27 protein-coding genes are annotated in these 25,606 nt (G+C 69.4%); 15 read left to right on the forward strand and 12 right to left on the reverse strand.

Annotation, left to right across the window (positions count from 1 at the left end):
* Window positions 1-154: 154 nt before the first annotated feature.
* Both KB201_RS07435 and mce read right to left on the reverse strand, forming a co-directional pair.
* Window positions 155-1,120 carry a hypothetical protein gene (locus KB201_RS07435; protein WP_058249977.1) on the reverse strand — a complete coding sequence of 322 codons (966 nt, stop codon included), beginning with the start codon at window positions 1,118-1,120 and terminating at the stop codon, window positions 155-157.
* Between the two features lie 152 nt (window positions 1,121-1,272).
* Window positions 1,273-1,743: a methylmalonyl-CoA epimerase gene (gene mce, locus KB201_RS07440; RefSeq protein WP_211538756.1), complete on the reverse strand. Its 471-nt coding sequence runs from the start codon at window positions 1,741-1,743 to the stop codon at window positions 1,273-1,275.
* A gap of 85 nt (window positions 1,744-1,828) precedes the next feature.
* Here mce and KB201_RS07445 point away from each other — a divergent pair, with 85 nt between their 5' ends.
* The 4 genes from KB201_RS07445 to KB201_RS07460 all read left to right on the forward strand — a co-directional run bounded on the left by KB201_RS07445 (window position 1,829) and on the right by KB201_RS07460 (window position 5,785).
* The gene (locus tag KB201_RS07445) at window positions 1,829-3,031 is read left to right on the forward strand and encodes an acetyl-CoA C-acetyltransferase (protein ID WP_065629062.1); all 1,203 of its coding nucleotides are present in this window, start codon (window positions 1,829-1,831) and stop codon (window positions 3,029-3,031) included.
* A gap of 62 nt (window positions 3,032-3,093) precedes the next feature.
* Complete coding sequence (locus KB201_RS07450) at window positions 3,094-3,489, forward strand: DUF3817 domain-containing protein (protein WP_058249980.1); 396 nt, start codon at window positions 3,094-3,096, stop codon at window positions 3,487-3,489.
* Between the two features lie 92 nt (window positions 3,490-3,581).
* Complete coding sequence (locus KB201_RS07455; RefSeq protein WP_211538757.1) at window positions 3,582-4,733, forward strand: MFS transporter; 1,152 nt, start codon at window positions 3,582-3,584, stop codon at window positions 4,731-4,733.
* Between the two features lie 95 nt (window positions 4,734-4,828).
* Complete coding sequence (locus KB201_RS07460; RefSeq protein ID WP_175401053.1) at window positions 4,829-5,785, forward strand: tetratricopeptide repeat protein; 957 nt, start codon at window positions 4,829-4,831, stop codon at window positions 5,783-5,785.
* A 21-nt stretch (window positions 5,786-5,806) separates the two neighbouring features.
* Here KB201_RS07460 and glgB read toward each other — a convergent pair whose 3' ends face one another.
* From glgB to KB201_RS07485, 5 genes are all read right to left on the reverse strand, one after another.
* Window positions 5,807-8,029, reverse strand: a complete 2,223-nt coding sequence (glgB, locus tag KB201_RS07465) for a 1,4-alpha-glucan branching protein GlgB (RefSeq protein WP_065629060.1) — start codon at window positions 8,027-8,029, stop codon at window positions 5,807-5,809.
* 7 nt (window positions 8,030-8,036) lie between these two features.
* Window positions 8,037-10,037, reverse strand: coding sequence for a maltotransferase domain-containing protein (locus KB201_RS07470; protein WP_211538758.1), 2,001 nt, complete (start codon window positions 10,035-10,037; stop codon window positions 8,037-8,039).
* A 163-nt stretch (window positions 10,038-10,200) separates the two neighbouring features.
* A complete protein-coding gene (locus tag KB201_RS07475; RefSeq protein WP_058249984.1) occupies window positions 10,201-12,297 on the reverse strand; it encodes an ATP-dependent DNA helicase in 2,097 nt (698 codons plus the stop codon).
* A gap of 124 nt (window positions 12,298-12,421) precedes the next feature.
* Window positions 12,422-13,033, reverse strand: a complete 612-nt coding sequence (locus tag KB201_RS07480; protein ID WP_058249985.1) for an isochorismatase family protein — start codon at window positions 13,031-13,033, stop codon at window positions 12,422-12,424.
* Window positions 13,034-13,082: 49 nt separating this feature from the next.
* A complete protein-coding gene (locus KB201_RS07485; RefSeq protein WP_065629058.1) occupies window positions 13,083-14,387 on the reverse strand; it encodes a nicotinate phosphoribosyltransferase in 1,305 nt (434 codons plus the stop codon).
* 19 nt (window positions 14,388-14,406) lie between these two features.
* Between KB201_RS07485 and clpS the strand changes: the two genes are divergently transcribed.
* The 11 genes from clpS (at window position 14,407) to rdgB (ending at window position 22,180) form a co-directional block, all read left to right on the forward strand.
* Window positions 14,407-14,730: an ATP-dependent Clp protease adapter ClpS gene (gene clpS / locus KB201_RS07490; RefSeq protein WP_058249987.1), complete on the forward strand. Its 324-nt coding sequence runs from the start codon at window positions 14,407-14,409 to the stop codon at window positions 14,728-14,730.
* Window positions 14,731-14,800: 70 nt separating this feature from the next.
* Window positions 14,801-15,376 carry a DUF2017 domain-containing protein gene (locus KB201_RS07495; RefSeq protein WP_137810879.1) on the forward strand — a complete coding sequence of 192 codons (576 nt, stop codon included), beginning with the start codon at window positions 14,801-14,803 and terminating at the stop codon, window positions 15,374-15,376.
* A gap of 209 nt (window positions 15,377-15,585) precedes the next feature.
* A complete protein-coding gene (locus KB201_RS07500) occupies window positions 15,586-16,686 on the forward strand; it encodes a P1 family peptidase (protein ID WP_068971706.1) in 1,101 nt (366 codons plus the stop codon).
* A gap of 113 nt (window positions 16,687-16,799) precedes the next feature.
* Complete coding sequence (locus tag KB201_RS07505; RefSeq protein WP_211538759.1) at window positions 16,800-17,207, forward strand: Mov34/MPN/PAD-1 family protein; 408 nt, start codon at window positions 16,800-16,802, stop codon at window positions 17,205-17,207.
* Between the two features lie 2 nt (window positions 17,208-17,209).
* Window positions 17,210-17,497, forward strand: a complete 288-nt coding sequence (locus tag KB201_RS07510; RefSeq protein WP_065629054.1) for a MoaD/ThiS family protein — start codon at window positions 17,210-17,212, stop codon at window positions 17,495-17,497.
* Window positions 17,498-17,499: 2 nt separating this feature from the next.
* Entirely contained in the window at window positions 17,500-18,471 is a 972-nt protein-coding gene (locus KB201_RS07515; RefSeq protein WP_058249991.1) for a PLP-dependent cysteine synthase family protein, read from the forward strand.
* A gap of 25 nt (window positions 18,472-18,496) precedes the next feature.
* Window positions 18,497-19,126 carry a rhomboid family intramembrane serine protease gene (locus tag KB201_RS07520; protein ID WP_211538760.1) on the forward strand — a complete coding sequence of 210 codons (630 nt, stop codon included), beginning with the start codon at window positions 18,497-18,499 and terminating at the stop codon, window positions 19,124-19,126.
* Window positions 19,123-19,932 (forward strand): glutamate racemase, encoded by an 810-nt coding sequence (murI, locus tag KB201_RS07525; RefSeq protein ID WP_211538852.1) that lies wholly within the window; start codon window positions 19,123-19,125, stop codon window positions 19,930-19,932. The genes KB201_RS07520 and murI overlap by 4 nt, the downstream gene beginning before the upstream one ends.
* 78 nt (window positions 19,933-20,010) lie before the next feature.
* Complete coding sequence (locus KB201_RS07530; protein ID WP_058249993.1) at window positions 20,011-20,775, forward strand: cyclic nucleotide-degrading phosphodiesterase; 765 nt, start codon at window positions 20,011-20,013, stop codon at window positions 20,773-20,775.
* A 35-nt stretch (window positions 20,776-20,810) separates the two neighbouring features.
* Window positions 20,811-21,566 (forward strand): ribonuclease PH, encoded by a 756-nt coding sequence (gene rph, locus KB201_RS07535; protein ID WP_058249994.1) that lies wholly within the window; start codon window positions 20,811-20,813, stop codon window positions 21,564-21,566.
* Window positions 21,566-22,180 (forward strand): RdgB/HAM1 family non-canonical purine NTP pyrophosphatase, encoded by a 615-nt coding sequence (gene rdgB, locus KB201_RS07540; protein WP_058249995.1) that lies wholly within the window; start codon window positions 21,566-21,568, stop codon window positions 22,178-22,180. The genes rph and rdgB overlap by 1 nt, the downstream gene beginning before the upstream one ends.
* 29 nt (window positions 22,181-22,209) lie before the next feature.
* Here rdgB and KB201_RS07545 read toward each other — a convergent pair whose 3' ends face one another.
* The 5 genes from KB201_RS07545 to KB201_RS07565 form a co-directional block, all read right to left on the reverse strand.
* Window positions 22,210-22,848, reverse strand: coding sequence for a GNAT family N-acetyltransferase (locus KB201_RS07545; protein WP_058249996.1), 639 nt, complete (start codon window positions 22,846-22,848; stop codon window positions 22,210-22,212).
* Complete coding sequence (locus KB201_RS07550; RefSeq protein ID WP_078113567.1) at window positions 22,845-23,417, reverse strand: TetR/AcrR family transcriptional regulator; 573 nt, start codon at window positions 23,415-23,417, stop codon at window positions 22,845-22,847. The genes KB201_RS07545 and KB201_RS07550 overlap by 4 nt, the downstream gene beginning before the upstream one ends.
* 157 nt (window positions 23,418-23,574) lie before the next feature.
* Window positions 23,575-24,681, reverse strand: a complete 1,107-nt coding sequence (locus KB201_RS07555) for a glycosyltransferase (protein WP_211538761.1) — start codon at window positions 24,679-24,681, stop codon at window positions 23,575-23,577.
* A gap of 49 nt (window positions 24,682-24,730) precedes the next feature.
* A complete protein-coding gene (locus KB201_RS07560) occupies window positions 24,731-25,081 on the reverse strand; it encodes a DUF3817 domain-containing protein (protein WP_058249999.1) in 351 nt (116 codons plus the stop codon).
* Window positions 25,078-25,515 (reverse strand): hypothetical protein, encoded by a 438-nt coding sequence (locus tag KB201_RS07565; protein WP_058250000.1) that lies wholly within the window; start codon window positions 25,513-25,515, stop codon window positions 25,078-25,080. Before KB201_RS07565 ends, KB201_RS07560 begins: the two co-directional genes overlap by 4 nt.
* Window positions 25,516-25,606 lie beyond the last annotated feature (91 nt).

The following is a 25,606-nucleotide window of genomic DNA, read 5'->3' on the forward strand; positions in this document are numbered from 1 at the left end:
GAAAGTGCCTTCTGAGCTGGAATGTTTTGTGTCTCAACACCACCAATCATTCCAGCTCAGAGGGCATTTTCACGTTACCGACACCCCGAACCCATCCACGGATCCAGGCTCAGGGAGCAGGGGCTGGGACCTGAGGTTGTGTGGTTCTTTCGGATCAGGCGGAGCGGACCTCCGGCGACCGCGCCTCGGGCGAGAGCTTGCGGTTGAGGAGGTCGAGATCGTCGGCGTCGGACAGCACGGAGTACTCGGAGTCGTCGGGCTGGGCGAGCAGTTCCGGCAACTCGGCCAGCTCCTCGCGTAGCCGCCCGAGGTTGGCGGCGATGTCCTGACGCGTGCGATCAGCCGCCTGCGCGAGTTCGCGTGATCGATCGAGTCGTTCGGTCGCGATGTCGAGCGCGGTCTGACGGATGTGTGCCGCCTCGTCGAGTGCGCGTTCGCGCTGATCGGCGAGTTCGGCATCATGGCGTTCCCGCTCGGCCCGGCGTTCGGCGGCGCTGACCGCCTCGAGTTCGGCGACCTCGGCTTTCGCCTTCTCCACCACTCGGCGGGCCTCGTCCTTGGCGGCCTGCATGGTCTTGGTGTGTTCGGCCTCCATCGCGGCGGTGCGCTCGGCGATGAGGCGGGCGGACTCCGACTCGTTGGCGGCCGCGGTCTCCTTGACCTGCCGTGCCCGGGCGGCGGCCTCGTCGACCAGCTTCTTCGCGGCCGTGCGTGCCTCGCCCCGGACGCGCTCGGCGTCGGTCGCGGCCGACGACCGCATGTCGGCGGCCTCCTGGCGCGCGATGGACAGCGTCTCGGCGGCTTCGGCGGCCGCTTCGGCGCGCATCTCCGACGCTTCGTCGGACGCCAGCTGCAGCATCCGCGACAGTCGCTCGCTCATCCCTTGCGCGGTGGTCGGCGGGACCGAGAGCTTGTCGACCTCCCGGCGCAGTTCGGCTATCTCGTCGCGCGCGTCCTCGAGATGCGCGGCGAGTTCGTGTGCGTTGGCGGTGGCGGCGTCGCGATCGGCGGCGAGGACGCGCAGATCGGCGTCGAGGCGCTGGAGGTGATCGGCGACCTGCTCACGGTCATAACCGCGCATCACGATCGCGAAGGGCAATTGCCGTGCGGGACCTGGCATGGCGGCCAGTGTATCGGAGAGAGTGCGGGATCTCCTCGACGTCGGCGACGCCGTGCGTGGAGGTGCCGAGCCGGCCGGTCCACGGATGGGAGCGGCCGGCTCGGCATGTCGAGTCAGCTAGCGGCGCAACGGTTTTCGGCCGTTGCGGCGGATCAGTGTGCGGTGGCGGCGGGTTCCACGAGTTCGAGCAGCACGCCGCCCGCGTCCTTGGGGTGGACGAAGTTGATGCGGGAGCCCGCGGTGCCCCGCTTCGCGGCAGGATAGAGGACCCGGACGCCGGCTTCGGTGAGTCGTGCCGTGACCGCGTCGACGTCGGTCACCCGCACGGCGAGCTGCTGGAGCCCAGGACCGTTGCGGTCGATGAACTTGGCGATCGTCGACGACTCGTCGAGCGGGGCGAGCAACTGGATGACCGCACCGGTGCCGCCGGCCGGGCCGACCATGGCCTCCTCGACGCCCTGCTCGGCGTTCGTCTCCTGATGCAGCGTCTCGAACCCGAGGTGGGTGGCGTACCACTCCTTGGCGGCGTCGAGATCGGGGACGGCGATGCCGACGTGATCGATGGCGACGATCAGGTCGGAGATGAGTGCGGTGGCGCTGGGGTCCGTTGCTGAGGAAGACATGGGACAACGGTAGCGTTGAGGTGTTGAGCGCACAGAGCGGGCGCTCGGTTGGCCCCCTATCTAGACACTTCCCGGAGGTTCCCTCATGACTTCGACTGCCGACAAGACCACGGTCATCGTCGCCGGCGCACGCACCCCCTTCGGCCGCCTGCTGGGCTCCCTGAAGGACTTCAGCGGGGTCGATCTCGGCGCGGTCGCCATCAAGGGCGCACTCGAGCGGGCCGGCGTTCCGGCATCCGAGGTCGAGTACGTGATCATGGGCCAGGTGCTGACCGCGGGGGCCGGTCAGATGCCCGCCCGCCAGGCCGCGATCAAGGCCGGCATCGGCTGGGACGTCCCGACCCTGACCATCAACAAGATGTGTCTGTCGGGGATCGACGCGATCGCGCTGGCCGATCAGCTCATCCGGGCCGGCGAGTTCGACGTCGTCGTCGCCGGCGGCCAGGAGTCGATGACCCAGGCGCCCCATCTCCTGCCCAACAGCCGCGGCGGCTTCAAGTACGGCAACACCGAACTCGTCGACCACATGGCGTTCGACGGGCTCTTCGACGCCTTCACCGATCAGCCGATGGGGGCGCTGACCGAGCAGGGCAACGACGCCGACGGGTTCACCCGTGAGCAACAGGACGAGTTCGCGGCACGAAGCCACCGGCTCGCCGCAGCCGCGTGGAAGAACGGCGTCTTCGACGACGAGGTCGTGCCGGTGGCCATCCCGCAGCGTAAGGGCGACCCGATCGAGTTCGCCGAGGACGAGGGGATTCGCGCCAACACCACCGTGGAGTCGCTGTCCGGGCTGCGGCCGGCCTTCCGCAAGGACGGCACGATCACCGCGGGCAACTCGTCGCAGATCTCCGACGGCGCGGCGGCCGTCGTGGTGATGAGCAAGGCCAAGGCCGAGGAACTGGGCGTCACGTGGCTGGCCGAGATCGGCGCCCACGGCGTCGTCGCCGGCCCGGACTCCAGCCTGCAGGCGCAGCCGGCCAATGCGATCGTCAAGGCCTGTGACCGCGAGGGCATCGCACCCGCGGACCTGGACCTCATCGAGATCAACGAGGCCTTCGCGGCGGTCGGGCTGTCCTCGACCAAGCAGCTCGGCGTCGATCCCGAGATCGTCAATGTCAACGGTGGTGCGATCGCCGTCGGACATCCGATCGGGACCTCCGGGGCGCGCGTCGCGCTGCATGTCGCGCTCGAGCTGAAGCGACGGGGCGGTGGCGTCGGTGCAGCCGCGCTCTGTGGAGCCGGCGGCCAGGGTGACGCGCTGATCATCCGGGTTCCGAAGTCCTGAACGAACGAGATGTCTACGACATCTTGTAGTAGTTTGCTGTCCGATTCGGCACAATGAGGGCCATGCTGTCATTCTTCGACCTGACCACTCCCGCCAAGCGCTTCCGGTTCGTCGCCGTCGCCGAGGCGATCACCTGGGCGGTCCTGCTGGTCGCCATGGTCGTCAAGCGGGTCAACGACGACGACGAGGCCATCGCCAAGCCGGGCATGATCCACGGGATCGTCTTCGTGATCTTCGTGGTCGTCGCCCTGATCACGGCGATCCAGCTCAAGTGGAACGCGGTGAAGTGGGAGCTGCCGGTGGGTTCGCGGCGGATCGGAATCCCGATCGTCACCCTGCTGGCGCTGGTCTCGAGCCTCCCGCCGTTCGGCACGATCGTGTTCGAGTGGTGGGCGCGCCGTAACGGCCATCTCGCCGAACTGTCCGCCGACCGCGCGCCCAGGCAGGCCACGGCCTGACCGCCCCGATCCCGCCTTCGATCGCCCCGACGCTCCGGCGCTCCCGCCGCAGCGTCGGGGCGATCTTCGCGCTCAACGGGTTTCTCGCCGCGATGTGGGTGGCCCACATCCCGGTCATCAGTGCGCGCACCGGAGTCGATCACGACCAACTCGGCGGACTGTTGCTGTTGCTCGGCGCGTCGGCGTTCGTCGGCATGCAGGTCTGCGGCCGTCTGATCGACCGTCGGGGGTCCCGGCCGGTGACGATCGGTGCCGCGCTGCTGCTGTCGGCGGTCATCGTCGCCCCGGTGCTCGCCGCCGACGCCCTGACGCTCGCCGCCGCGCTCGTCGCCTTCGGATTCGCCAACGGTTGCCTGGATGTGTCGATGAACGCGCAGGCGGTCGTGGTCGAACGGGCCTACGGCCGACCGATCATGTCGTCGTTCCACGGGTTCTTCTCGGCGGGCAGTCTCGTGGGTTCGGGAGTGGTCGCGGCAACCCTGTGGGCCGACGTCGGTGTCGTCCTCACCGTGGCCTGCGCCGCGGCGGCCGGCATCGGCGTCGTGGCGTGGAACGCGCGCGGTCTGGCTGGTCGCGAGGTGGGGACCGACGATGCGAGTGCACGCGGTGCAGACGCCGACGGCCCCGCGTCCGGGAAGTGGTGGCACACCGTGGACCGGCGCCGCCTGGTCCTGCTGGCGGTGGTCGCGTTCGCACTCATGCTCGCCGAGGGCACCGCCTACGACTGGAGTGCACTGCACGTGGTCGAGACCTTCGGTTCCGCCGAAGCCGTCGGCGCCATCGCGTTCGGCGCATTCAGCGCGACGATGACCGTTGCGCGATTCGTCATCGATCCGGTCGTCGGGTCGGTGGGACCGGTGGCGGTCGTCCGCTACGGCGGCCTGCTCGGCACCGCCGGGATCCTGATCGCGGTGCTCTCGCCCGTACCCGCGCTCGCCATCGTGGGATGGGGTGTGTTCGGACTGGGCCTGGCGGGGCTGATCCCGCAGATCTTCACCGCGGCGGGCAATCTGTCGGGGGAGTCGAGCGGCCGGACGATCTCCGCCGTCGTCGGATGCGGCTATCTCGGCATGCTCGCCGGTCCCGCGGTCGTCGGCTTCATCAGCAGCCGGACCTCGCTGAACACCGGGTTGCTCGCGGCCGTGGCGGCGCTCGTCCTCGCCGTCGTGCTCGCGCCGGTCGTTCGCCCGGACCGCACGCGCACCGCCGCGCCGGACGGAACGCGTTCGCCCGACGTCGTCTGATTCCGCGTGGGCGGTCGTGACACACTGGAGGGGTGACGCGACCAACCAATCGTCAGCAGGCCGCCGCCGCGGCCCGACAGCAGGCGGCAGCAGCCATGGCCATGTCCGGCGCGGTGGATCTCGGCGTACTCAAGGAGCGGGCCGAAGCCGAACGCGCACAAGCGCAACGGGCCCAGTCGCAGGCCGCAGCACGACCTGCCGCGCCCGGTGAGCCGCCCGCCGAGGGCGGGCAATCGCCGGCCGCCGGTGCGGGAACCGCGGCGGCCGCGGTCCTCGACGTCACCGAGGAGACGTTCGAGGCCGAGGTGCTCAACCGGTCGATGCAGCAGCTCGTGGTCATCGACCTGTGGGCGGAATGGTGCGGGCCGTGTAAGCAGTTGTCGCCGGTCCTCGAACGCCTCGCCGCGCAGTCGGGCGGGCGCTGGGTGCTGGCGAAGGTCGACGTCGACGCCAATCCCCGTATCGCACAGGCGTTCCGGGTGCAGTCGATCCCGATGGTCGTCGCGATCGTGCAGGGACAGCCGGTGACCGCCTTCAACGGGGTGCGCTCCGAGGCCGAGATCACCCAGTGGATCGACGACATCTTCGCCCAGATCGGCGACATCCTCCCGGGCGTTCCCGACGGGCCCGCACCCGAGCCGGAGCCCGAGGACCCGAGGCTGGTCGCCGCCGAGACGAAGCTGAACGACGGCGACTTCGACGGCGCACTCGCCGACTACCGGGCGATCGCCGAGGCCGAGCCGGAGAACCTCGAAGCGGTGTCCGCCGCGCGGAACCTCGAGTTCATCCTGCGGGCGCAGGCGCACGATCCCGCCATCGTGGAGTCGGCGTCCCCCCGTGACGTCGACGCGCAGCTCGCGGCCGCGGACGTCCTGCTGCTCAACCAACAGCCCGAAGCCGCGTTCGACCGCATCATCGACGTCGTGCGCGTGACCGCGGGGGAGGAGCGCACCCGGGCGCGCACCCGGCTGCTCGAGCTGTTCGAACTCTTCGATCCCGCCGAGCAGTTCGTCGTGAGCGCCCGGCGCAAGCTCGCCAGCGCGCTCTACTGAGCGCCGCGTGCCGCGGGGCCTTCACTCCCGCGGCACCAGCCAGATCGCCGAGTTGGCGGGCAGCATGACCCGAGCCGACACGGGACGTCCGTGATAGGACGGCCCGTCCGCCGTGATCGAACCCATGTTGCCGCGCCCGGCACCGCTGTAGGCGTCGGCATCGGTGTTGAGGATCTCGTCCCAGACCCCGGCCGAGGGCAACCCGACCTGATAGTCGGCGCGGTCGGAGCCGCTCAGGTTGAACAGGCACGCGACGACCGATCCGTCGGTGCCGTACCGGAGGAAACTGATCACGTTGTTGGCGGTGTCGTTGGCGTCGATCCACTCGTAACCCAGTGAATCGATGTCCTGGGTGTACAGCGCCGGTCGGGACCGGTAGATCCGGTTCAGGTCGGTGACGAGGGCCGAGATGCCGGAGTGCAGTTCGCCCTCCCAGCCCTCCAGCTGATGCCAGTCCAGACTCCGGTTGTCGGCCCATTCGCCGGTCTGCCCGAACTCCTGTCCCATGAACAGCAGTTGCTTGCCGGGGTGGGACCACATGTAGGCGAGGTAGACCCGCACGCCCGCGGCCTTGGCGAACGAATCGCCCGGCATGCGCGTCCACAGGGTGCCCTTGCCGTGCACGACCTCGTCGTGGGAGAGCGGCAGCACGAAATTCTCGCTCCACGCGTACACCAGCGAGAAGGTGATCTCGTGGTGGTGGAAGCTGCGGTGGATCTGATCGCGGGACAGGTAGTCGAGGGTGTCGTGCATCCAGCCCATGTTCCACTTGAAGCTGAACCCCAGCCCGCCGAGATCGGTCATGCGGGTCACGCCCGGCCATGCGGTCGACTCCTCGGCCACCGTGATCACGCCCGGGAAATGTTTGTGCACAGTCGCGTTGGTCTCCTGGAGGAACTGCACCGCCTCCAGGTTCTCGCGACCGCCGTGCACATTGGGGCGCCATTGCCCGGCCGGTCGTGAGTAGTCCAGGTAGAGCATCGAGGCCACCGCGTCGACGCGGAGACCGTCGATGTGGAACTCGCTGAACCAGAACAGGGCGTTCGCCACGAGGAAGTTGCGGACCTCGTGCCGGCCGAAGTCGAAGACGTAGGTGCCCCAGTCGAGCTGCTCGCCGCGCATCGGATCGGCGTGCTCGTACAGCGGGGTGCCGTCGAATCGGGCGAGCGCCCAGTCGTCTTTGGGGAAGTGGGCCGGCACCCAGTCGACGATCACGGCGATGTCACGGGAGTGGAGGTGATCGACGAGGTAGCGGAAGTCGTCGGGCGTTCCGAAGCGCGCCGTCGGCGCGTAGTACGACGTGACCTGGTAACCCCAGGAACCGCCGAACGGGTGCTCGGCGACGGGCAGGAACTCGACGTGGGTGAAGCCCTTCTCGACGGCGTAATCGGCCAGCTCGTGCGCGAGTTCGCGGTAGCCAAGGCCCTGACGCCAGGACGCGAGGTGGACCTCGTAGACGCTCATCGGCTCACGCTCGGGCGCGGACCGTTCCCGGCGCGCGATCCACGCGTCGTCGGTCCAGACATGTTCGGACACGGTGACCCGGGACGCGGTTGCCGGGGGCGTGCTGGTGCGGAAGGCCATGGGGTCGGCCTTGTCGCGGATGACGCCGTCGGCGCCATGGACGCGGAACTTGTAGTGGGTCCCGTCGCCGACGTCGGGGATGAAGACCTCCCACACCCCGCTGACCCCGACCTTGCGCATCGGTGCAACCCGCCCGGTCCAGTCGTCGAAGTCGCCGATCACGGTGACACCGTGGGCATTCGGCGCCCACACGGAGAAGGCGGTGCCGTGCACGTCGCCGTCGGTGGTCGTGTACGACGTCACCCGCGCACCGAGGGCGTTCCACAGTTCCTCGTGGCGGCCCTCGCTGAACAGATGGATGTCGACGTCGCCGAGGCTCGGCAGGAACCGGTAACCGTCGGCCACGACGAATTCCGACGTGCCCCCGGTGGAATCGGGGTAGACGACGCGGTACCGGTAGTCCATCAGGTCGGCCATCGGCACGGTGACCACCCACAGGTCGTCGGTCTGACGGGTCATCGGATGATCGACTCCGCCGATGACCGCCGACACCGAGATCGCGTTCGGGCGCAGGGTGCGCAGGATCGTCGCGCCGCCGGGCGCGTCGTGGGCGCCGAGGAAGGCGTGTGGATCGGGATGGGTCTGCGCCGCGAGCCGACGCAGGTCGTGGTCGGTCGCGTAGGGGTCGGGCAGGTCTGGCGGATCGGTGCGATCGGTCACTGATACCTCACTGGATCCGATAGGCGAGCTGTTGTGCGGCAACAGGTTCGAGGGGCGGCAAGGCGAGGATGTGCGCCACCGCCCGCCATGGCTCGAGCCGGACGTAGTTGTCCTGGCCCCACCAGTACTCCTCGCCGGAGACCTCGTCGCGGACGGGGAAGCGGTCGTACCACTCGAAGCCGAGCGTCGGCAGGTCGAGCCAGACCGTGGAGTCCTCGGGACCGAACGGGTTCAGGTTGATCACGACGATGACCCGGTCGCCCGACACCGGGTCGATCTTCGAGTAGGCGATCAGCGACGGGTTGTCGACATGGTGGAAATGGATGTTGCGCAGCTGCTGCAGTGCGGGGTGCCGGCGCCGGATCTCGTTCAGCGAGGTGATCCACGGCTCGAGCGACTCGCCGCGGCTCGCCGCCGCCTTGTAGTCACGGGGCCGCAGCTCGTACTTCTCCGAGTTGAGGTACTCCTCGCTGCCCTCGGTCACGGCGACGTGCTCGTACAGCTCGTATCCGCTGTAGACACCCCATGTCGGGGCCAGGGTCGCGGCGAGCGCGGCGCGCAGTGCGAACATGCCCGGACCGCCGTGCTGAAGACTCTCGTGCAGGATGTCGGGGGTGTTGACGAAGAGGTTGGGGCGGGCCTCGTCGGCGTGGTCGGCGATCTCCCGGCCGAACTGCTCGAGCTCCCACTTCAGCGTCTTCCAGGTGAAGTAGGTGTAGCTCTGGCTGAAGCCGAGCCGGGCGAGGCCGTAGAGCCGCGCCGGCCGGGTGAAGGACTCGGAGAGGAAGAGCACGTCGGGGTGGCGCTTCTTCACCTCACTGATCAGCCACTCCCAGAAGTTCGGCGGCTTGGTGTGCGGATTGTCGACGCGGAAGATGTCGACTCCGAGCCCGACCCAGTGCAGGACGACCTTGAGGACCGCTCGGTAGATGCCGTTGCGGTCGTTGTCGAAGTTCAGCGGGTAGATGTCCTGGTACTTCTTCGGCGGGTTCTCCGCGAAGGCGATGGTGCCGTCGGGCTGGGTGGTGAACCACTCCGGATGCTCGAGCGCCCACGGATGATCCGGTGCGCACTGCAGGGCCAGATCGAGCGCGACCTCGAGGCCGAGTTCGCGAGCCCGGCCGACGAAGTACTCGAAGTCCTCCTCGGTGCCGAGGAGGGGATGGATGGCGTCGTGCCCGCCGTCGGAAGATCCGATGGCCCACGGCGAACCGACATCCTCGGGTCCCGCGACGAGGGTGTTGTTGGGGCCCTTGCGGTTGATCTCACCGATCGGGTGGATCGGTGGCAGGTAGACGACGTCGAAGCCCATGTCCGCGATGCGCGGCAGATCCTGGGCGGCGGTGAGGAACGTGCCGTGGACGGGATTGCCCTCACCGTCCCAGCCGCCGGTCGAGCGCGGGAACAGTTCGTACCACGAGCCGAACAGTGCGCGCTTGCGATCGACCCACACCCGGTAGGTACGGCTCTTGGTGACGAGCTCGCGGACGGGATGGGCGGTCAGCAGTTCGACGACCTCGTCGGAGACCGCCAGACCCACCCGGTTCTCGACACGGCGACGACGTGCCCGGAGTTGGCGCGCGGCGTCGAGCAGGAGTTCTCGGTCATCACCGGCGACCAGGTCGGCTGCGGTGTCCAGTACCCGCGCGCCGGTCTCGATGTCGTTGGCGAGGTCGGCGGCGCCCTGCCCGGCGTCGAGCTTCTTCAGAACGGCCGAACGCCACGTGGCGTAGGGGTCGCTCCAGGCCTCGATCCGGTACGACCAGAATCCGACGGCGTCGGGGACGAAGGCTGCGTTGAAGGTGTCCGGTTCCGGCGCGGGAACCATCCGGACATCGAACGGCCCGCGTCGCGGAGCCTCGACGTGCAGTGTGACGCCGAGCGCGTCGTGTCCTTCGCGCCAGGCCGTGGTACTGACCGGGAAGTATTCTCCCACAACGGCTTTGGCAGGTTGCTGGCCCGCTGACACAAGGGGTGCGATGTCGTCGATACCCATGCGCCCGATCACGTGGAGCCTCCTGTCGTCAGCTCCCGTGAGTGGCCGGGGTGCGCTGTCGGTCTCGCCTTCGTTGGTATCACCGGTACCCAACCTAGTGCCCCGCGGACGGGATTGTCTTGTCATGGATCGCCCGCCGTGTCGGGCGGGCCGGGCGCAGCGGGGTCGGTCGAGGTCAGCCCACCGAACGGGCGGGATCGGTCAATCGGGTCAGTGCCGAACGGACGACCGCGGGGTCGGTGGTACGCCACATCGGGGGCAGCGACGCGAGCAGATAACCGCCGTACCCCGCCGTGGCCAGTCGGGAGTCGAGGACCGCGACGACCCCGCGGTCGTCGACCGAACGCAGCAGGCGGCCGGCGCCCTGGGCGAGCAGCAGCGCGGCGTGGTTGGCCGCCACCGACAGGAATCCGTTGCCGCCGCGCGCATCGACCGCACGCTGCCGGGCGGTCAGCAGCGGATCGTCGGGACGAGGGAAGGGGATGCGGTCGATGAGCACGAGGCTCAACGACGGGCCCGGCACGTCGACCCCCTGCCACAGGGACAAGGTGCCGAACAGGCAGGTCGCCGGGTCGTCGGCGAACCGCCGGACCAGGGTGGACGTCGTGTCGTCACCCTGGCACAGCACCGGGTGGTCGGTGCGGTCGCGGATCGCGTCGGCGGCTTCGCGCGCCGCGCGCATCGAGGAGAACAGACCGAGCGTGCGTCCGCCGGCGGAGTTCACGAGCTCGGCGATCTCGTCCATCGTCCGCGACGAGATGCCCGAGCGGTCGGGTCGGGGGAGGTGACGTGCGACGTAGAGAATCGCCGACCGCGGATAGTCGAAGGGCGAGCCGGCATCGAGGCCGGTCCAGCGTGCCGAACCCGAATCGGACGGGACCGCCTTCCCGCTGGCGGTGACGTCGGCTGTGCTCGACCCCGCTGCCGGGCTCGTCTCGTCCGTCACCGGACGGTCGGTCCCGCGCCCCGACGCCGGGAGTCCCCAGGTCGCGGCGAGGGCGTCGAAGGAGCCGCCGATCGTGAGGGTCGCCGAGGTCAGGATGACCGTGGCGTCGGCGAACAGGGAGGCCCGGAGCAGGCCGCCGACCGACAGGGGTGCGATGTGCAGGATGGGCCGGGGCTCGGCCCCGCGGCGTGAGGTGTCCAGTGACGCCCACACGACGTCGCGCCGCTTCGCCTCGTCGGGTTCGTCGAACGCACCGAGTACGCGGACGACGGTGTCGTGCATGTCCTCGAGTGAGGTCAGGGCCGCCGAGCGGGCGGCCGCCGCGCCGTCGTCGGCGCCGGCCATCCGTACCGGTCCGATCGCGGTGCGCGCCTGCCACAGCCGGTCCCGCAGCATCACGAGGACAGCGGTGGCGTCGGACGGCAGGCCGGTCCACTGGCGCATCGGCGCGTTGTCGAGCAATTCGCCCAGCTGTTCACCGGCGCCCAGGAGGGCGTCGGCGGTCTCCTCGTCGACGAGCTTCCCGCACCGGCGTGCGACGAGCGCCACCGAGGCCGCCGACAGTTCGTCGGTGGCCACCGACGTCATCCGGTCGACGAGCTCGTGGGCCTCGTCGATGACGACGACGTCGTGCTCGGGCAGGACGTTGGCCGGGCTCGTGGCGTTGATGGCCAGCAGCGCGTGGTTGGTCACCACCACGTCGACCTTCCCGGACCGGCGGCGGGACTGCTCGGCGAAGCAGTCCTCGCCGTAGGAGCAGTTGGCCGCGCCCAGGCACTCGCGGGCGGTGACGCTGACCTGTCGCCAGGACCGGTCGGAGACGCCGGGGACGAGGTCGTCCCGGTCGCCGGTCTCGGTCTCGCTGCTCCACTCCCGCAGGCGCGTGACCTCCCGGCCGGTGCGCGACAGCTCGAACGGGTCGAACAGCTCGGTGTCCGGCTCGTCGGCGGTACCGGAGTGGATCTTGTTCAGGCACAGATAGTTTCCGCGCCCTTTGAGAATCGCGAAGGTGGGCTCGCGGCCGATCGGCTTCTTCAGCGCCTTGGCCAGGCGGGGGAGATCGCGCTCGATGAGCTGGCGCTGCAACGCGATCGTCGCGGTGGACACCACGACGGTGCGGCCGCTCTCGACGGCGTGCCGGATGGCCGGCACGAGGTAGGCCAGCGACTTGCCGGTGCCGGTGCCGGCCTGGACCGCGAGATGTTCACCGGTGTCGATGGCGTGCGCGACCGCGGAGGCCATCGCGACCTGACCGTCGCGGCGGCGACCGCCGAGTGCGGTGACCGCCGCGTCGAGCAGGTCGGTCACCGGGGGTGTGTTGGGCATGAGGTGTGTTCCGGTTGTCCTTGCTGGGTTCGCCGTGCGCGGGAACGGTGTTCTTTCAGACGTATCGCGGGCCCGGTCGGTTCCCGCTGTCGAGATCGGGATCGTGGTCGGGACCGCGGCGCTGCTACCCGGTCCGACTCGACCCGTCGTAGAGCAGGTCGCCCACGAGTTCGACACCCGCCTGCCGCAGTGCCGAGAGAGCCTTCGACGTCGTCTCGGGCGCGACACCGGCGGTGAAGTTCAGGAGGACGCGGGTGCTGAAACCGGCCTCCACGGCGTCGAGCGCGGTCGCCCGCACGCAGTGGTCGGTGGCGATGCCGACGATGTCGACCGACTTCACCTTCCGTTCCCGCAACCACACGGCGAGGGTGGAGCCGTCGGCGGCCGCGCCCTCGAAGCCGGAGTACGCGGCGCTGTACTCGCCCTTGGAGAACACCTCGTGCGCCGCCGCGGCGTCGAATTCCCGGTGGAACGCGACGCCGTCGGTGCCGACGCGGCAGTGCGGTGGCCAGGTGTCGACGTAATCGGGGTCGTCGGAGAAGTGCGCACCGGGGTCGATGTGATAATCGCGGGTCGCGACGACGGTCCGGTATTCGTCGAGGATCGACGTGACCGCCCGCGCGACCGCGGCGCCGCCGTTCACCCCGAGGGCGCCGCCCTCGCAGAAGTCGTTCTGCACGTCGACGACGATCAGCGCGTCGGCGGGACGGGTGCCGTCGCTGCGTTCGGCGCTCATCCAATTCTCCTGTCGTCGGGGGACATCGGTTCCGGGCGTCGGGGTGCGGTCAGCCGAGCTCGTAGCGGGTCGGCACCGCGGGATCTCCATGGGACAGGCCGAGACCCTCCCAGGGCAAGCTCACCAGGCCGGCCGCGAGGTGCGCGCGGGCATCGGTGAGAGTGGGCAGCGACGCCACGGGCGTCCCACCGCGGACGAGCGGGATCTGCAGGTCCCGGATGCCGAGCCCGTCCGGCGCGGGGCGGGTGCCGTCGGCGCGATACACGATCTCCTCGACGATCGTGCCGCTCGACCGGGCCGCCCGCACGGCCGACTTGGCGCCGCCGCGCGACTCCTTGTGACTCGCCCGTTTGGCCACCGGCAGGCCGTCGACCTCGACGAGTTTGTACACCATCCCCGCCGTCGGCGCCCCGCTCCCGGTGACCAGGGATGTCCCGACCCCGTAGGTGTCGACCGGCTCGGCGCGCAGCGAGGCGATCGCGTACTCGTCGAGATCACCGGACACGACGATCTTCGTCTCCGTCGCGCCCAGGTCGTCGAGCTGCGCGCGGACCTGGCGCGCCAGCACACCGAGGTCGCCGGAGTCGATGCGCACGGCACCGAGTCCGGGGCCGGCGACCTCGATGGCGTTGCGCACGCCCTGGGTGATGTCGTAGGTGTCGACCAGCAGCGTGGTACCGATCCCGAGGGCCTCGATCTGCGCGGCGAACGCGGCCTTCTCGTCGGGCCCGTCCGGTCCGGTGAAACCGAGGGTGAAGGCGTGGGCGGCGGTGCCGGCGCTGGGCACGCCGAAGCTCCGGGCCGCCTCGAGGTTCGAGGTGGCGGCGACGCCGGCGATGTAGGCGGCGCGCGCACTGGCGACGGCGGCGCGCTCATGGGTGCGCCGCGAGCCCATCTCGATGATCGGGCGCGACCCCGCCGCGCTGACCATTCGAGCCGCGGCCGACGCGATCGCGCTGTCGTGGTTGAGGATCGAGAGGATCAGGGTCTCGAGCAGGACTCCCTCCGCGAAGGGCGCGCGGACGGTGAGGATCGGCGAACCGGGGAAGTAGAGTTCGCCTTCCCGGTAGCCGTCGATGTCACCGGAGAACCGATAGTCCCGCAGCCAGGCGACCGTGTCCGCGTCCAGGAATCGCTCGACCACGGCGATCTCCTCGTCGCCGAACCGGAACGCCGCGAGTTCGTCCAGAACGCGGCCGGTTCCGGCCACCACGCCATAGCGCCGGCCGTCGGGGAGGCGGCGCGCGAAGACCTCGAATGCGCACTGGCGGTGCGCAACCGGGTGGCGAAGTGCCGCTGCGACCATCGTCAGTTCGTACTGATCGGTCAGCAGCGCGGTGTTGTCGTTGCTCACAATCGCCTACCCTGTCCTCATGGCGCCTGACGAAACTCGTGCGCACGAGGCTACCCCCGGCGGTACGGCGGTTGCCGAACCAGAGGTCGCCGACGGCGCGGCGGGACTCGACAAGCCCTGGATGACGATCGTGTGGGACGACCCGGTCAATCTGATGCGGTACGTCACCTTCGTCTTCCAGAAGATTTTCGGCTACTCCGAGTCCCGCGCCAACGAACTGATGATGCAGGTCCACACCGAGGGCAGGGCAGTGGTGTCCTCCGGGGACCGGGAAAAGGTCGAGGCCGACGTCGCGAAGCTGCACGCCGCGGGGCTGTGGGCGACGATGCAGCGGGATTCGTGACCCGGACCGGCCGCGGACGACTCCCAACCGGTCGATCGGCTTTCGCGGCGCGGCAGGCACACTGAGACGCGTGCGCACCTGGAAACGCAAGGGGCGCGGCGAGACGATGCGCATCGCATCGCAACTCGACGCGCACGAAGCAGAGCTGCTCGCGTCGATGGTCACGTCGATGTGCGAATTGCTCACCGAACGAGCCGATTCCGCGCCCCGCGACGACCTCGCGAGGCTGACCGGTATCGACGTCGGGCACTCGCAGGCACCCGACGATGTGACCCTGGGCCGTCTCCTCCCGGATTTCCACCGGCCCGACCAGGACGACGAACTCTCCGCCGAGGTCGTCAACGGCGAACTGAACTCGGCGCTGCGAAGCGTTCACGAACCACAGATCATCGACGCCAAGCTGGGCGCCGCCCGGGTGTTGCTCGACACCCTGCCGGCCGGGGGCGGGGACTTCGCCCTGACTCCCGACGAGGCCGCGGCGTGGCTCACCTCGCTCAACGACGTGCGACTGGCACTCGGCGCGATGCTCGGGATCTCCGAGGACACGCCCGAGCAGTTGCCGCCCGACCACCCGCATGCGGCGCATCTCGACGTCTACCACTGGCTCACGGTGATGCAGGACCTCCTCGTCGAAGCCCTGATGTGACTAGTGGTGTGTCTCGGAAATAAGCGACTGGTCTCCGGCGCTCGATCGGCGCCTGGCTGCGTTGTCGTCGGTCGAGATAGCTCCGCTATCCCTCCCTCCTCCGCCTTGCCAGACCGCCGATCGCTCCACCGGATACCGGCCACCTATTTCCGAGACACACCACTAGGGTTCCGTTCGGGAACTTCGTCCGCTTCGACGTCAGGGGTCTCGTGAGCACACTCGGCCGACCGGCCCCGGCCGGCAATCGCATCACCGACATCGCCGGCCTCGCCGTCGGGCACGCGCACCGCGTCGACCCCGACGCCCGGGTCGCCGGTGCACCGGAGGCCCCCGACGGTCACGGGTGGGCCACCGGGACCACCGTCGTACGGGTGTCGGCGCCGGGCGCCATCGCCGCCGTCGACGTCCGCGGTGGCGGTCCGGGTACCCGCGAAACCGATCTCCTCGACCCGTCGAACACGGTCCAGACCGCGCACGCCATCGTGCTCAGCGGAGGTAGTGCCTACGGACTGGCCACCGCCGACGGGGTCATGCGCGCGCTCGAGGCCGACGGGATCGGACTCCCGCTCGACGACCGCGGGCACGTGGTGCCGATCGTCCCCGCCGCGGTGATCTTCGACCTCCCCGTCGGCGCCTGGGACCACCGACCCGACGCGGACTTCGGAGTGGACGCGGTCCGCGCGGCGGACACGGAATTCGCCGTCGGGTGCGTGGGTGCGGGTGTCGGCGCCCGGGCCGGCGCGCTCAAGGGCGGGGTCGGGACGGCGTCGATGACGTTCGACGCCGGTCCCGCGGCCGGCATCACCGTCGGTGCAGTGATGGTCGCCAACCCGGTCGGGGCGGTCATCGACCCACAGACCGGGCTGCCGTGGGACCTCGGCGAGACCGAACTGGGCCGCCTGGGGTTGCGCCGGCCATCGGCCGGCGACATCGACCGGCTCGCCGACCTCGCGGCGAAGCACACCGTGCTCAACACGACGATCGGTGTCGTGGCCACCGATGCCGTGCTCGACGCTCCGATGACCAAGCGGCTGGCGATGGCTGGACACGACGGTCTCGGGCGGGCGATCAGGCCCGCGCACTCGCCGCTCGACGGGGACACGATCTTCGGCGTCGCCACGGGCGCGGTCCGGCCGTCGACACCGGTGCCGGCGCCGGCGGGTATGCATGCCGACGTCGCCGTGGTCGCCGAGGTGTGCCGGGCCGCGGCCGACGTCGTCCAGCAGGCCATCGTGAACGCGGTCCTCGCGGCGGAACCGGTCGCATCGATCCCCACCTACGCACAAAAGGCGCCGTCGGCTTTCCGCTGACCGGGGTCGTCGCGAACGGCGAACGGAATAGGTGCCGAGGCGACGATGTTGCGCCTCGGGGAACCCCGGGGTCCCCGGGTGTGGACACGTCTGGACAGGAGAATGCGACACCGATGCTGAAGATCGGGCAGGAGCTGGTCGATGCCATGGTCGCGCACGCGCGCGCCGACCATCCCGACGAGGCCTGCGGGGTGATCGCCGGGCCGGAGGGTTCCGACGATCCGAAGCGTTTCATCGCGATGATCAACGCCGAGCGGTCGCCGACCTTCTATCGTTTCGACTCGGCCGAGCAGCTCGCGGTCTGGCGGGAGATGGACCGCCGTGACGAGGAACCCGTCGTGATCTACCACTCGCACACCGCCACCGAGGCGTACCCGAGCCGCACCGACATCTCCTACGCCGGCGAGCCCGGCGCACATTACGTGCTGGTGTCCACGCGCGACCCCGAGACCGCCGAGATCCGTAGCTATCGCATCGTCGACGGTGCGGTCACCGAAGAAGAGATCGAGATCAGGAGCTGAGAATGTCTGTCACCGTATCCATCCCGACGATCCTGCGCACCCACACCGGCGGGGAGAAGCGCGTCGAGGGGTCGGGTTCGACGCTGGCCGCCCTGATCGACGACCTCGAGACGGGCAACGCCGGGCTGAAGGAACGACTCGTCGCGCCCGACGAGAACGGCACCGCCAAACTGCACCGGTTCGTCAACATCTACGTCAACGACGAGGACGTGCGGTTCTCCGGCGGCCTCGACACCCCGATCGACGACGGTGACGAGGTGACCATCCTGCCCGCGGTCGCCGGCGGCTGAGCGTGGCCCGCTACGACTCCCTGATCGACTCGGTCGGCAACACACCGCTCATCGGTCTGCAACGGCTCTCGCCGCGCTGGGACGACTCCGACGAGGGCCCGCACGTCCGCCTGTGGGCCAAGCTCGAGGACCGGAACCCGACCGGATCCATCAAGGACCGCCCCGCGCTGCGGATGATCGAGCAGGCCGAACGCGACGGGTTGCTGCGGCCGGGCTCGACGATCCTCGAACCCACGAGCGGCAACACCGGCATCTCGCTCGCGATGGCGGCGAAACTCAAGGGCTATCAACTGATCTGCGTGATGCCCGAGAACACCTCGGAGGAACGGCGCTCGCTGTTGCGCATGTTCGGCGCGCAGGTCATCTCCTCACCCGCGGCGGGCGGCTCCAACACCGCGGTCGCGGTGGCCAAGGGCCTCGCCGCGGACAATCCCGACTGGGTGATGCTCTACCAGTACGGCAACGCGGCGAACGTCGCGGCGCACTACGAGGGCACCGGCCCCGAGTTGTACGCCGACCTGCCCGAGATCACCCACTTCGTCGCCGGGCTCGGCACGACCGGAACGCTGATGGGCGTCGGGCGATTCCTGCGCGAACGCAATCCCGAGATCGAGATCGTCGCCGCCGAACCGCGGTACGGCGACGAGGTCTACGGCCTGCGCAACATCGACGAGGGTTTCATCCCCGAGCTGTACGACGACTCGGTGCTGACCCGCCGCTTCTCGGTGACCGGCGTGGACGCGGTCGCGCGAGTGCGGGAGCTGATCGACCTCGAAGGCATCTTCGCGGGCATCTCCACCGGCGCGATCCTGCAGGCCGCGCGCGGTATCGGCCGGCGGGCACTGAAGGCCGGGACCCGCGCCGACATCGGCTTCGTCGTGCCCGACGCGGGATGGAAGTATCTGTCGACCGGGGCGTACGAAGGTAGTCTCGACGACGCGGAGCAGGCACTCGAAGGCCAGCTCTGGGCCTGACCCCGCTACCGAGGACTTCCCCGCCATGAGCTCGTACACCCCGCCGGTCGGGCAACAGCCCGCGCGACGCGCGCGTCCGCTGTGGCTGCGTTCGGCGATCATCACCGCGTGCATCGTCGCGGTGCTGTTCGTCATCGAGGCCATCGATGTGGCGACTTACTACGACCTCGACCAGAACGGCATCGTGGCACGTCAGGTGGACGGGCTGGACGGCATCCTGTGGGCGCCGCTGCTGCACGGCGACTGGCAGCATCTGCTCGCGAATCTGATGCCCGGCGCGGTGCTGTGCTTCCTCGTGCTGATGACGCGGCGGTTCCTCATCGTCACCGGCATCATCTGGGTGGTGTCGGGGGTCGGTGTGTGGCTGTTCGCAGCGCCGTACTCGATCACCGTCGGGGCGTCGGGCATCGTGTTCGGCTGGCTCACCTTCCTCATCGTCCGCGGCCTGTTCAATCGTGATCTGTGGCAGATCCTCGGTGGCCTCGTGCTCTTCCTGGTCTACGGCTCGATTCTCTGGGGCGTCCTGCCCTCGGAGCCCCTGGTCTCCTGGCAGGCCCACCTGTTCGGCGCGATGGCCGGCGTGTTCGCGGCGTGGGCACTCGCGGCCCGGGATCGACGGAAGCCGGCGGTCACCGCACCGGGGGTCGCGCCATAATCGCGGCGGGCGGCCAGGACGCACCCATCGGGATCTTCGACTCGGGTGTCGGGGGACTGACGGTCGCGCGCGCCATCATCGATCTACTGCCGGACGAGGACATCGTCTACATCGGCGACACGGCCAACGGGCCGTACGGTCCCCTCACGATCCCGGAGATCCGACGCCACGCCCTCGCTATCGGCGACGACCTCGCCGAGCGCGGGGTCAAGGCCATCGTCATCGCCTGCAACACCGCCTCGGCCGCCTGCCTCCGCGACGCGCGCGAGCGATACGCCCCCATCCCGGTCATCGAAGTCGTGCTGCCGGCGGTGCGCCGCGCGGTGGTCGCCACCAAGACGGGCCGGATCGGCGTGCTGGGTACCGAGGCGACGATTTCCTCACGGGCATATCAGGATTCGTTCGCGGCAGCACGCGACGCGGTGATCACCTCGGTGCCCTGTCCGCGGTTCGTCGACTTCGTCGAACGCGGTATCACCAGCGGCCGGCAGATCCTCGGACTCGCGCAGGGTTACCTCGAACCACTGCAGCAGGCCGGCGTGGACACCGTGGTCCTCGGCTGCACCCATTACCCGCTGCTGTCCGGGGTCATCCAGCTGGCGATGGGCGACGAGGTCACCCTGGTGTCGAGCGCGGAGGAGACGGCGAAGGACCTCTTCCGGGTCCTCACCGAGGCCGACCTGCTGCACCCGCACACCGGCCGCGACGCCACCCGCGTCTTCCAGGCGACCGGTGACCCGGAGCTCTTCGCGAAACTGTCGAACCGATTTTTGGGGCCGGTGATCGGAGCCGTGCAGCACGTGTGAGGGGTCAACTGCGCATCGCCGCGCACTTGTGACCCGTATGCCGCCGCCCGCGCGCGGAATCGTGGCACAGTGGGGCCTATGCGTCTCACGGTCCTCGGGTGCTCGGGCAGTGTGGGCGGACCGGGAGCCGCGTGCTCCGGCTACCTGCTCTCCGTACCCGGTGAACAACCGGTCCTCGTGGACTGCGGCCCGGGTGTCTTCGGCGAACTGCAGCGCGTCACCGACCCCAACAATGTCGCCGTCGTCCTCAGTCATCTCCACGCCGATCACTGCCTCGATCTGCCCGCGATGCTCGTCTGGCGTCGGTACGCACCACAGCCGGCACGGCGGCGGGCGCCGCTCTACGGCCCACCCGGCACCGCCCTCCGGATCGGCTACGGGTCGTCGGAATTCCCCGGACAGCTCGACGACATCACCGACACCTTCGACGTCCACGAGTGGAGCGACGACCAGGAGATCACCCTGGGCGGGATGCGAATCCGGGCGATGAACGTCAATCATCCGCCCGACACCTTCGGTCTGCGGATCACCGGTCCCGACGGACAGGTGATCGCCTACAGCGGAGACACCGCGCCGTGCGACGAACTCATCGACCTCGCGGCCGACGCCGACCTGTTCCTGTGCGAGGCGTCGTGGACCCATGCGCCCTCGGAGCGCCCACCGGATCTGCACATGTCGGGCATCGAGGCGGGGGAGGCCGCGACCAAGGCGAACGTCCGAACACTCGCGATCACCCACGTCGCCCCGTGGTCCGATTCGGCGGAGATCCTCGCCGAGGCCCGCAGCACGTTCTCCGGTCCGACGGAGCTCGTCAGCCAGGGACAGGTCTTCGACCTCACCTAGCTGTCGTGTCCGCGCCGGTCGTTACAGTGAGACCCGTGACCACACGAGCTGACGGCAGAGCCGACGACGAACTCCGTCCCATCACGTTCACCCGCGGTTTCACCAGCCATCCGGCGGGTTCGGTCCTGGTGGAATTCGGCAAGACGCGGGTGATGTGCACCGCGAGTGTCACCGAGGGTGTCCCGCCGTGGCGTCGTGGTTCAGGCTTGGGCTGGCTGACCGCGGAGTACGCGATGTTGCCCGCCGCCACCCACGACCGGTCGTCACGTGAATCGGTCAAGGGCCGGGTGGGTGGTCGCACCCACGAGATCAGTCGACTCATCGGCCGGTCGCTGCGTGCGTGCGTCGATCTCGGTGCCCTGGGCGAGAACACCATCGCCCTGGACTGCGACGTCCTGCAGGCCGACGGCGGTACCCGCACCGCAGCCATCACCGGTGCCTATGTCGCGCTGGCGGACGCGATCACCTACCTGCGTGCCGCGGGCAAACTGTCCGACCCGCAACCGCTTTCGTGCGCGATCGCCGCGGTCAGCGTGGGGGTTGTCGACGGCCGCGTCCGGCTCGACCTTCCCTACGAAGAGGACTCGCGCGCCGAGGTGGACATGAACGTCGTGGCGACCGACGCCGGCACGCTCGTCGAGGTGCAGGGCACCGGCGAGGGTGCGACGTTCCCGCGCTCGACGCTCGATGCGCTGCTCGACGTGGCCGCGATCGGAACCGAGAAGCTGTTCGAGGCGCAGCGAGCCGTACTCGCCGAGCCGTACCCCGGCGAACTCCCCGGACGGGCCTGATGTCCTCGGTGCTGCTGGCCAGCCGTAATCGCAAGAAGCTCGCCGAATTGCAGCGCGTCGTCGACGCCGCGGGAATCACCGGGGTGGAGGTCATCGGTCTCGACGCCGTGGCCGAGTACCCGGAGGAACCCGAGACCGGTGCCACCTTCGAGGACAATGCGCTGATCAAGGCCCGCGCGGGTGCGAAGGCCATCGGAATCCCATGTCTCGCGGATGATTCCGGTATCGCGGTGGATGCCCTGAACGGCATGCCGGGCGTGCTGTCGGCGCGTTGGTCGGGCCGGCACGGGGACGACCCGGCCAACAACGCGCTGCTGCTCGCCCAGCTGTCGGACACCCCGGACGAACGACGCGGCGCCGCGTTCGTCTCGGCCTGCGCGCTCGTGCTGCCGGGCGGGACGGAGACGGTGGTGCGCGGCGAGTGGCGCGGACGAGTCCTGCGAGAGGAGCGCGGGCCGAACGGGTTCGGGTACGACCCGCTGTTCGCCCCCGACGACGAGATCGCCGACGGCCGGTCCGCGGCGGAGCTGTCGCCGGCGGAGAAGGACGGGCTCAGTCACCGCGGAAAAGCGTTGGCGCAGTTGGTTCCGGCGCTGCGGGCGCTCGCGGGCTGACCCCCCTTGCGTCGGCGTCCGGACTCCGATCAGCTCGCGGCGCCGGTGTAGATGTAGACCCCCAGCGTGTGCGGTTCGCCGTCGAGCAGGATGTCCATATCGTCGGCGCCGGCACGTGACATGCCCTGCCGCTCGTAGAATCCGAAGGTGCACAGCGAGTCTGTGTACAGGTGGAAGTCGGAGCGGCCGCGGCTTCGGAGATGGTCGAGGAACGCGCCGTACAGCGCCGCTCCGACGCCGTGTCCGCGCGTCGTCGAGGCGACTGCGAACAGGGTCAGTTCGTCGTCGAGCGACGTGCCCGTCGCGGCGCCGAGCCGGTGGGCCACCGACTCGAAAGCGAACAGGGCCCGCAGCGACTTCCACTGGGGCAGTCCGAGAATCGCAGCTCTGGCGGTATGCGCCCAGAGCAGCGCGCGATTCTTCGTCCGCTCGCCGAGATGTGGCTCGCCGTCGATCCGTCCCAGGATGATTCCCACCACGCGGCCGTCCTTCACCGCGACGCGACTCCAGGTACTCGCGACGAGTTGCTCGCGGAGGTAGACCTCGAGTGCCGCGTCCAGGACGTGTTGTCCGTGGACGTAGCGGTGGATGTAGAACGCCTCGTCGATGATCTTCTTGACGTCTTCGGCGTCGGTGGAACGGTAGGGGCGGTAGGTGATGTCGGTCATGATCCCTTCTTTGCGTGTGTGTGGGTGAGAGCGATGAGGTCTGCTTCGAGGGCGGCCCGTTCGGTGTCGTCGAGGACGGCTCCCCACAGGGGAGCGGTGTTCGAGCCGTCGGCGGCCGCGATGATCAGTCGCGTGACCGCCGGGTCGAGACCGTCGTCGGACAGCGCGGCGCGCCAGTGATCAGCGTCCTGCTGGGCGAGCGCGGCCGGGCCCGGTTCGTACATCAGGCTGGCGGCCAGCGCGATCTGGTCGCGCAGGCCGGCGGAGTCTCGCGCGTCGGCGAAACTCACCCGAATGTAGGCCCTGGTCAGCCGTCCCGGCGCGTCGTCCTCCTCGTCGGCGGTCCGTTCGACGTTCGACCGGAACTGGGCCATCAGGTCCGCCGCGAGTTCTTCGAGCAGGCCGTCCTTGGCGGGGAAGTGGTAGAGCAGTCCGCCCTTCGACACCCCGGCCGCGGCGGCGATCTCGGAGACGGACACGGCGGCACCGTGTCGCGAAATTAGCCGGGCCGCGGCGTCGAGGATCAACCGTCGGGTGTCGGCGGCACTCCGCCCGGACGTGCGTGCCATCGGACCCTCCGTGCTCGATGTCCCGAGGACTTCCCGGATCACATATAACTATACCGTCCAGACGGTACAGTTTCAATGGCCGGTTGATTGTGCGCTCGATCCCGTCGACCGGGCGTCGAAATGCATCGCCTGTGGACGGGGCGAAGCAGAGGGGCGCTCAGCAGCCCGCGTGGACTCCTAACATCCGCGCGACCGAGTCGGGCCAGGGGTACTGGGTCGCTCGATGACGCGCCGCCCGTTCGCGGTCGACGCGGGGGAGGCTGAGGACTTGCCGGATCGCGCTCGCGAAGCCCGGGCCAGAGTCCTCGGCAGCTGCGCCGCATGTGTCGTCGACCAGGGTCGCGACTGCCGACGACTGCGACCCGATGACCGGTGTGCCGGCGGCCAGTGATTCCAGCGCGGAGAGGCAGAAGGTCTCGTGCGGACCGGGGGAAAGGGAGATGTCGGCGCTGGCGAGGAGCGCGGCGACCTGACTCCGCTCGGAGAGATGGCCCAGGAAGGTCACGGGTAACCCGCGGGCCAGATGCTGCAGCGGGGCTCGCATCGGTCCGTCGCCCGCGATCACCAGGTGCGCCGTCGTTCCCGACCGATGGAGTCTGCCGAGCGCGGCGATGCTGCGGTCGGCGCGCTTCTCCACCGAGAGGCGTCCGCAGTGTGCGATGAGCGCTCCGGTGCCGTCGGACCACCGTGCGCCCAGGTTCGGGTCGAGGTGCCGGGGGTCGAAGACATCGAGGTCGACGCCGAGCGGGGCGCGGACGACGTTGGTCGCCCTCACGCGATCGAACTCCGCGGCGGCGAAGTCGGTGGTGCACACGACGGTGTCGTAGTCACGGGCGGTGGCCGCGTTCGCGCGGTCGGCCAGAGCACGTGCGGAGCGGCCGGGCATGACCTGGCCGAGCAGACGGTCGAGGCGTTCATGGGACACCATCGTCGAATGGATGTCTCGCCTGCGAGCCCACCGGCCGAAGCCGCGCAGGGTGAGGCGGTCGGACACCTCGAGGGCGTCGGGACGGAGATGGGCGAGGACGTCGGCGACGCGGCGGGCCGACGCCAGGCGGTAGCCGCCCGAGGCGGGAATCCGCGGTGCGGCCACGGTGATGCGCGTGACCCCAGAGTTCAGCGTCTCCTCACCGGGATCAGCGCCGGGGACGATCAGGACGACGTCGTGACCAGCCCCGACATAACCGGCGCCCCAGCGGTCCACCGCGGTGCGGAGACCGCCGGAGCGGCCGCCGTAGAAGTTCGCTAGCTGGACGATCCGCACGGGGTCCAGTCAGCCGGACCCGGGTGAACAGCCGCCCAGCACGAGGAGATCAGAGGTTGAACTGCGCCTTCACTTCCTTGGTGCGCTTGTGCTCGAACCAGAAGGACAGGAAGGGGATGGTGCCCGCGATCGCGGTGATGATGGTCTTCCCGACGCTCCAGCGGACCTTGATAGCGAGGTCGATGGCCATGATCAGGTAGACGAAGTACACCCAGCCGTGCACGAACGGTACGAAGTCCAGAGCGTGGTTGTCGTAGCCGTAGGTCAGGACGAGTTCGACGACGAGAAGCAGCAGCCACACGCCGGTGATCCAGGCGAGGACGCGATACCGCAACAGCGCGCCGCGGACCTTCTCCACCGGGGCGGCGAGGGCGGGGGCGGTGGGGTCGGTCTCGGTCACTGCGGGCCTTTCGATGAGGGGGTGGGTCGGGCGTCGGTGGTGTGCGCGTCGGCGTCGCGGAGCTCGGCGAGATAGCGGTTGTACTCGACCAGCGCGACATCGTTGGCGGGGTCCGGCGATGCCAACGACGACGCGCTGGGCGTGGTGGGGCGCTCGGGCAGGATGCCCTCCGGGATCTCGGCGACGGAGTTCTTCGCCGCGACCTTGCGGGCTTCCTCGGGATCGCTCTCCAGGATGACGAAACGTCGATAGGCATAGATCACGGCCGCGGCGAACGCCGGCCACTGCAGGGCGTAGCCGAGATTGAGTCCGGAACCGGATGCGGACTCATAGCGTGACCACTGCCACCACGCGAGCACCAGGCACACCACCGCGGCGGATACGGCGAGCACCGTGAGCGCGGGCCGGTGGGTGCGGCGGCGGGTGGGGGACATGGCTACGACGGTACCTGGCCTGCGATGATCAGAACGCGGGCGGTAGGGTGGTCGCCGTTACACTGCGTGACTCACACTCCGGCGAGTCGCG

It is taken from the genome of Gordonia sp. SCSIO 19800, assembly GCF_018132775.1.
GTDB lineage: Bacteria > Actinomycetota > Actinomycetes > Mycobacteriales > Mycobacteriaceae > Gordonia > Gordonia hongkongensis.

Coding starts and splice junctions, on each gene's coding strand:
- KB201_RS07460 (WP_175401053.1), top strand. CDS start 4,829: ATGGCCATGTCCGGCGCGGTGGATCTCGGCGTACTCAAGGAGCGGGCC.
- KB201_RS07550 (WP_078113567.1), bottom strand. CDS start 23,417: ATGGCACGCACGTCCGGGCGGAGTGCCGCCGACACCCGACGGTTGATC.
- mce (WP_211538756.1), bottom strand. CDS start 1,743: ATGTCTTCCTCAGCAACGGACCCCAGCGCCACCGCACTCATCTCCGAC.
- KB201_RS07475 (WP_058249984.1), bottom strand. CDS start 12,297: ATGCCCAACACACCCCCGGTGACCGACCTGCTCGACGCGGCGGTCACC.
- KB201_RS07505 (WP_211538759.1), top strand. CDS start 16,800: ATGCTGAAGATCGGGCAGGAGCTGGTCGATGCCATGGTCGCGCACGCG.
- rdgB (WP_058249995.1), top strand. CDS start 21,566: ATGTCCTCGGTGCTGCTGGCCAGCCGTAATCGCAAGAAGCTCGCCGAA.
- KB201_RS07435 (WP_058249977.1), bottom strand. CDS start 1,120: ATGCCAGGTCCCGCACGGCAATTGCCCTTCGCGATCGTGATGCGCGGT.
- KB201_RS07450 (WP_058249980.1), top strand. CDS start 3,094: ATGCTGTCATTCTTCGACCTGACCACTCCCGCCAAGCGCTTCCGGTTC.
- KB201_RS07480 (WP_058249985.1), bottom strand. CDS start 13,033: ATGAGCGCCGAACGCAGCGACGGCACCCGTCCCGCCGACGCGCTGATC.
- clpS (WP_058249987.1), top strand. CDS start 14,407: ATGGCGCCTGACGAAACTCGTGCGCACGAGGCTACCCCCGGCGGTACG.
- KB201_RS07455 (WP_211538757.1), top strand. CDS start 3,582: ATGTGGGTGGCCCACATCCCGGTCATCAGTGCGCGCACCGGAGTCGAT.
- KB201_RS07530 (WP_058249993.1), top strand. CDS start 20,011: ATGCGTCTCACGGTCCTCGGGTGCTCGGGCAGTGTGGGCGGACCGGGA.
- KB201_RS07510 (WP_065629054.1), top strand. CDS start 17,210: ATGTCTGTCACCGTATCCATCCCGACGATCCTGCGCACCCACACCGGC.
- KB201_RS07565 (WP_058250000.1), bottom strand. CDS start 25,515: ATGTCCCCCACCCGCCGCCGCACCCACCGGCCCGCGCTCACGGTGCTC.
- KB201_RS07545 (WP_058249996.1), bottom strand. CDS start 22,848: ATGACCGACATCACCTACCGCCCCTACCGTTCCACCGACGCCGAAGAC.
- KB201_RS07445 (WP_065629062.1), top strand. CDS start 1,829: ATGACTTCGACTGCCGACAAGACCACGGTCATCGTCGCCGGCGCACGC.
- KB201_RS07520 (WP_211538760.1), top strand. CDS start 18,497: ATGAGCTCGTACACCCCGCCGGTCGGGCAACAGCCCGCGCGACGCGCG.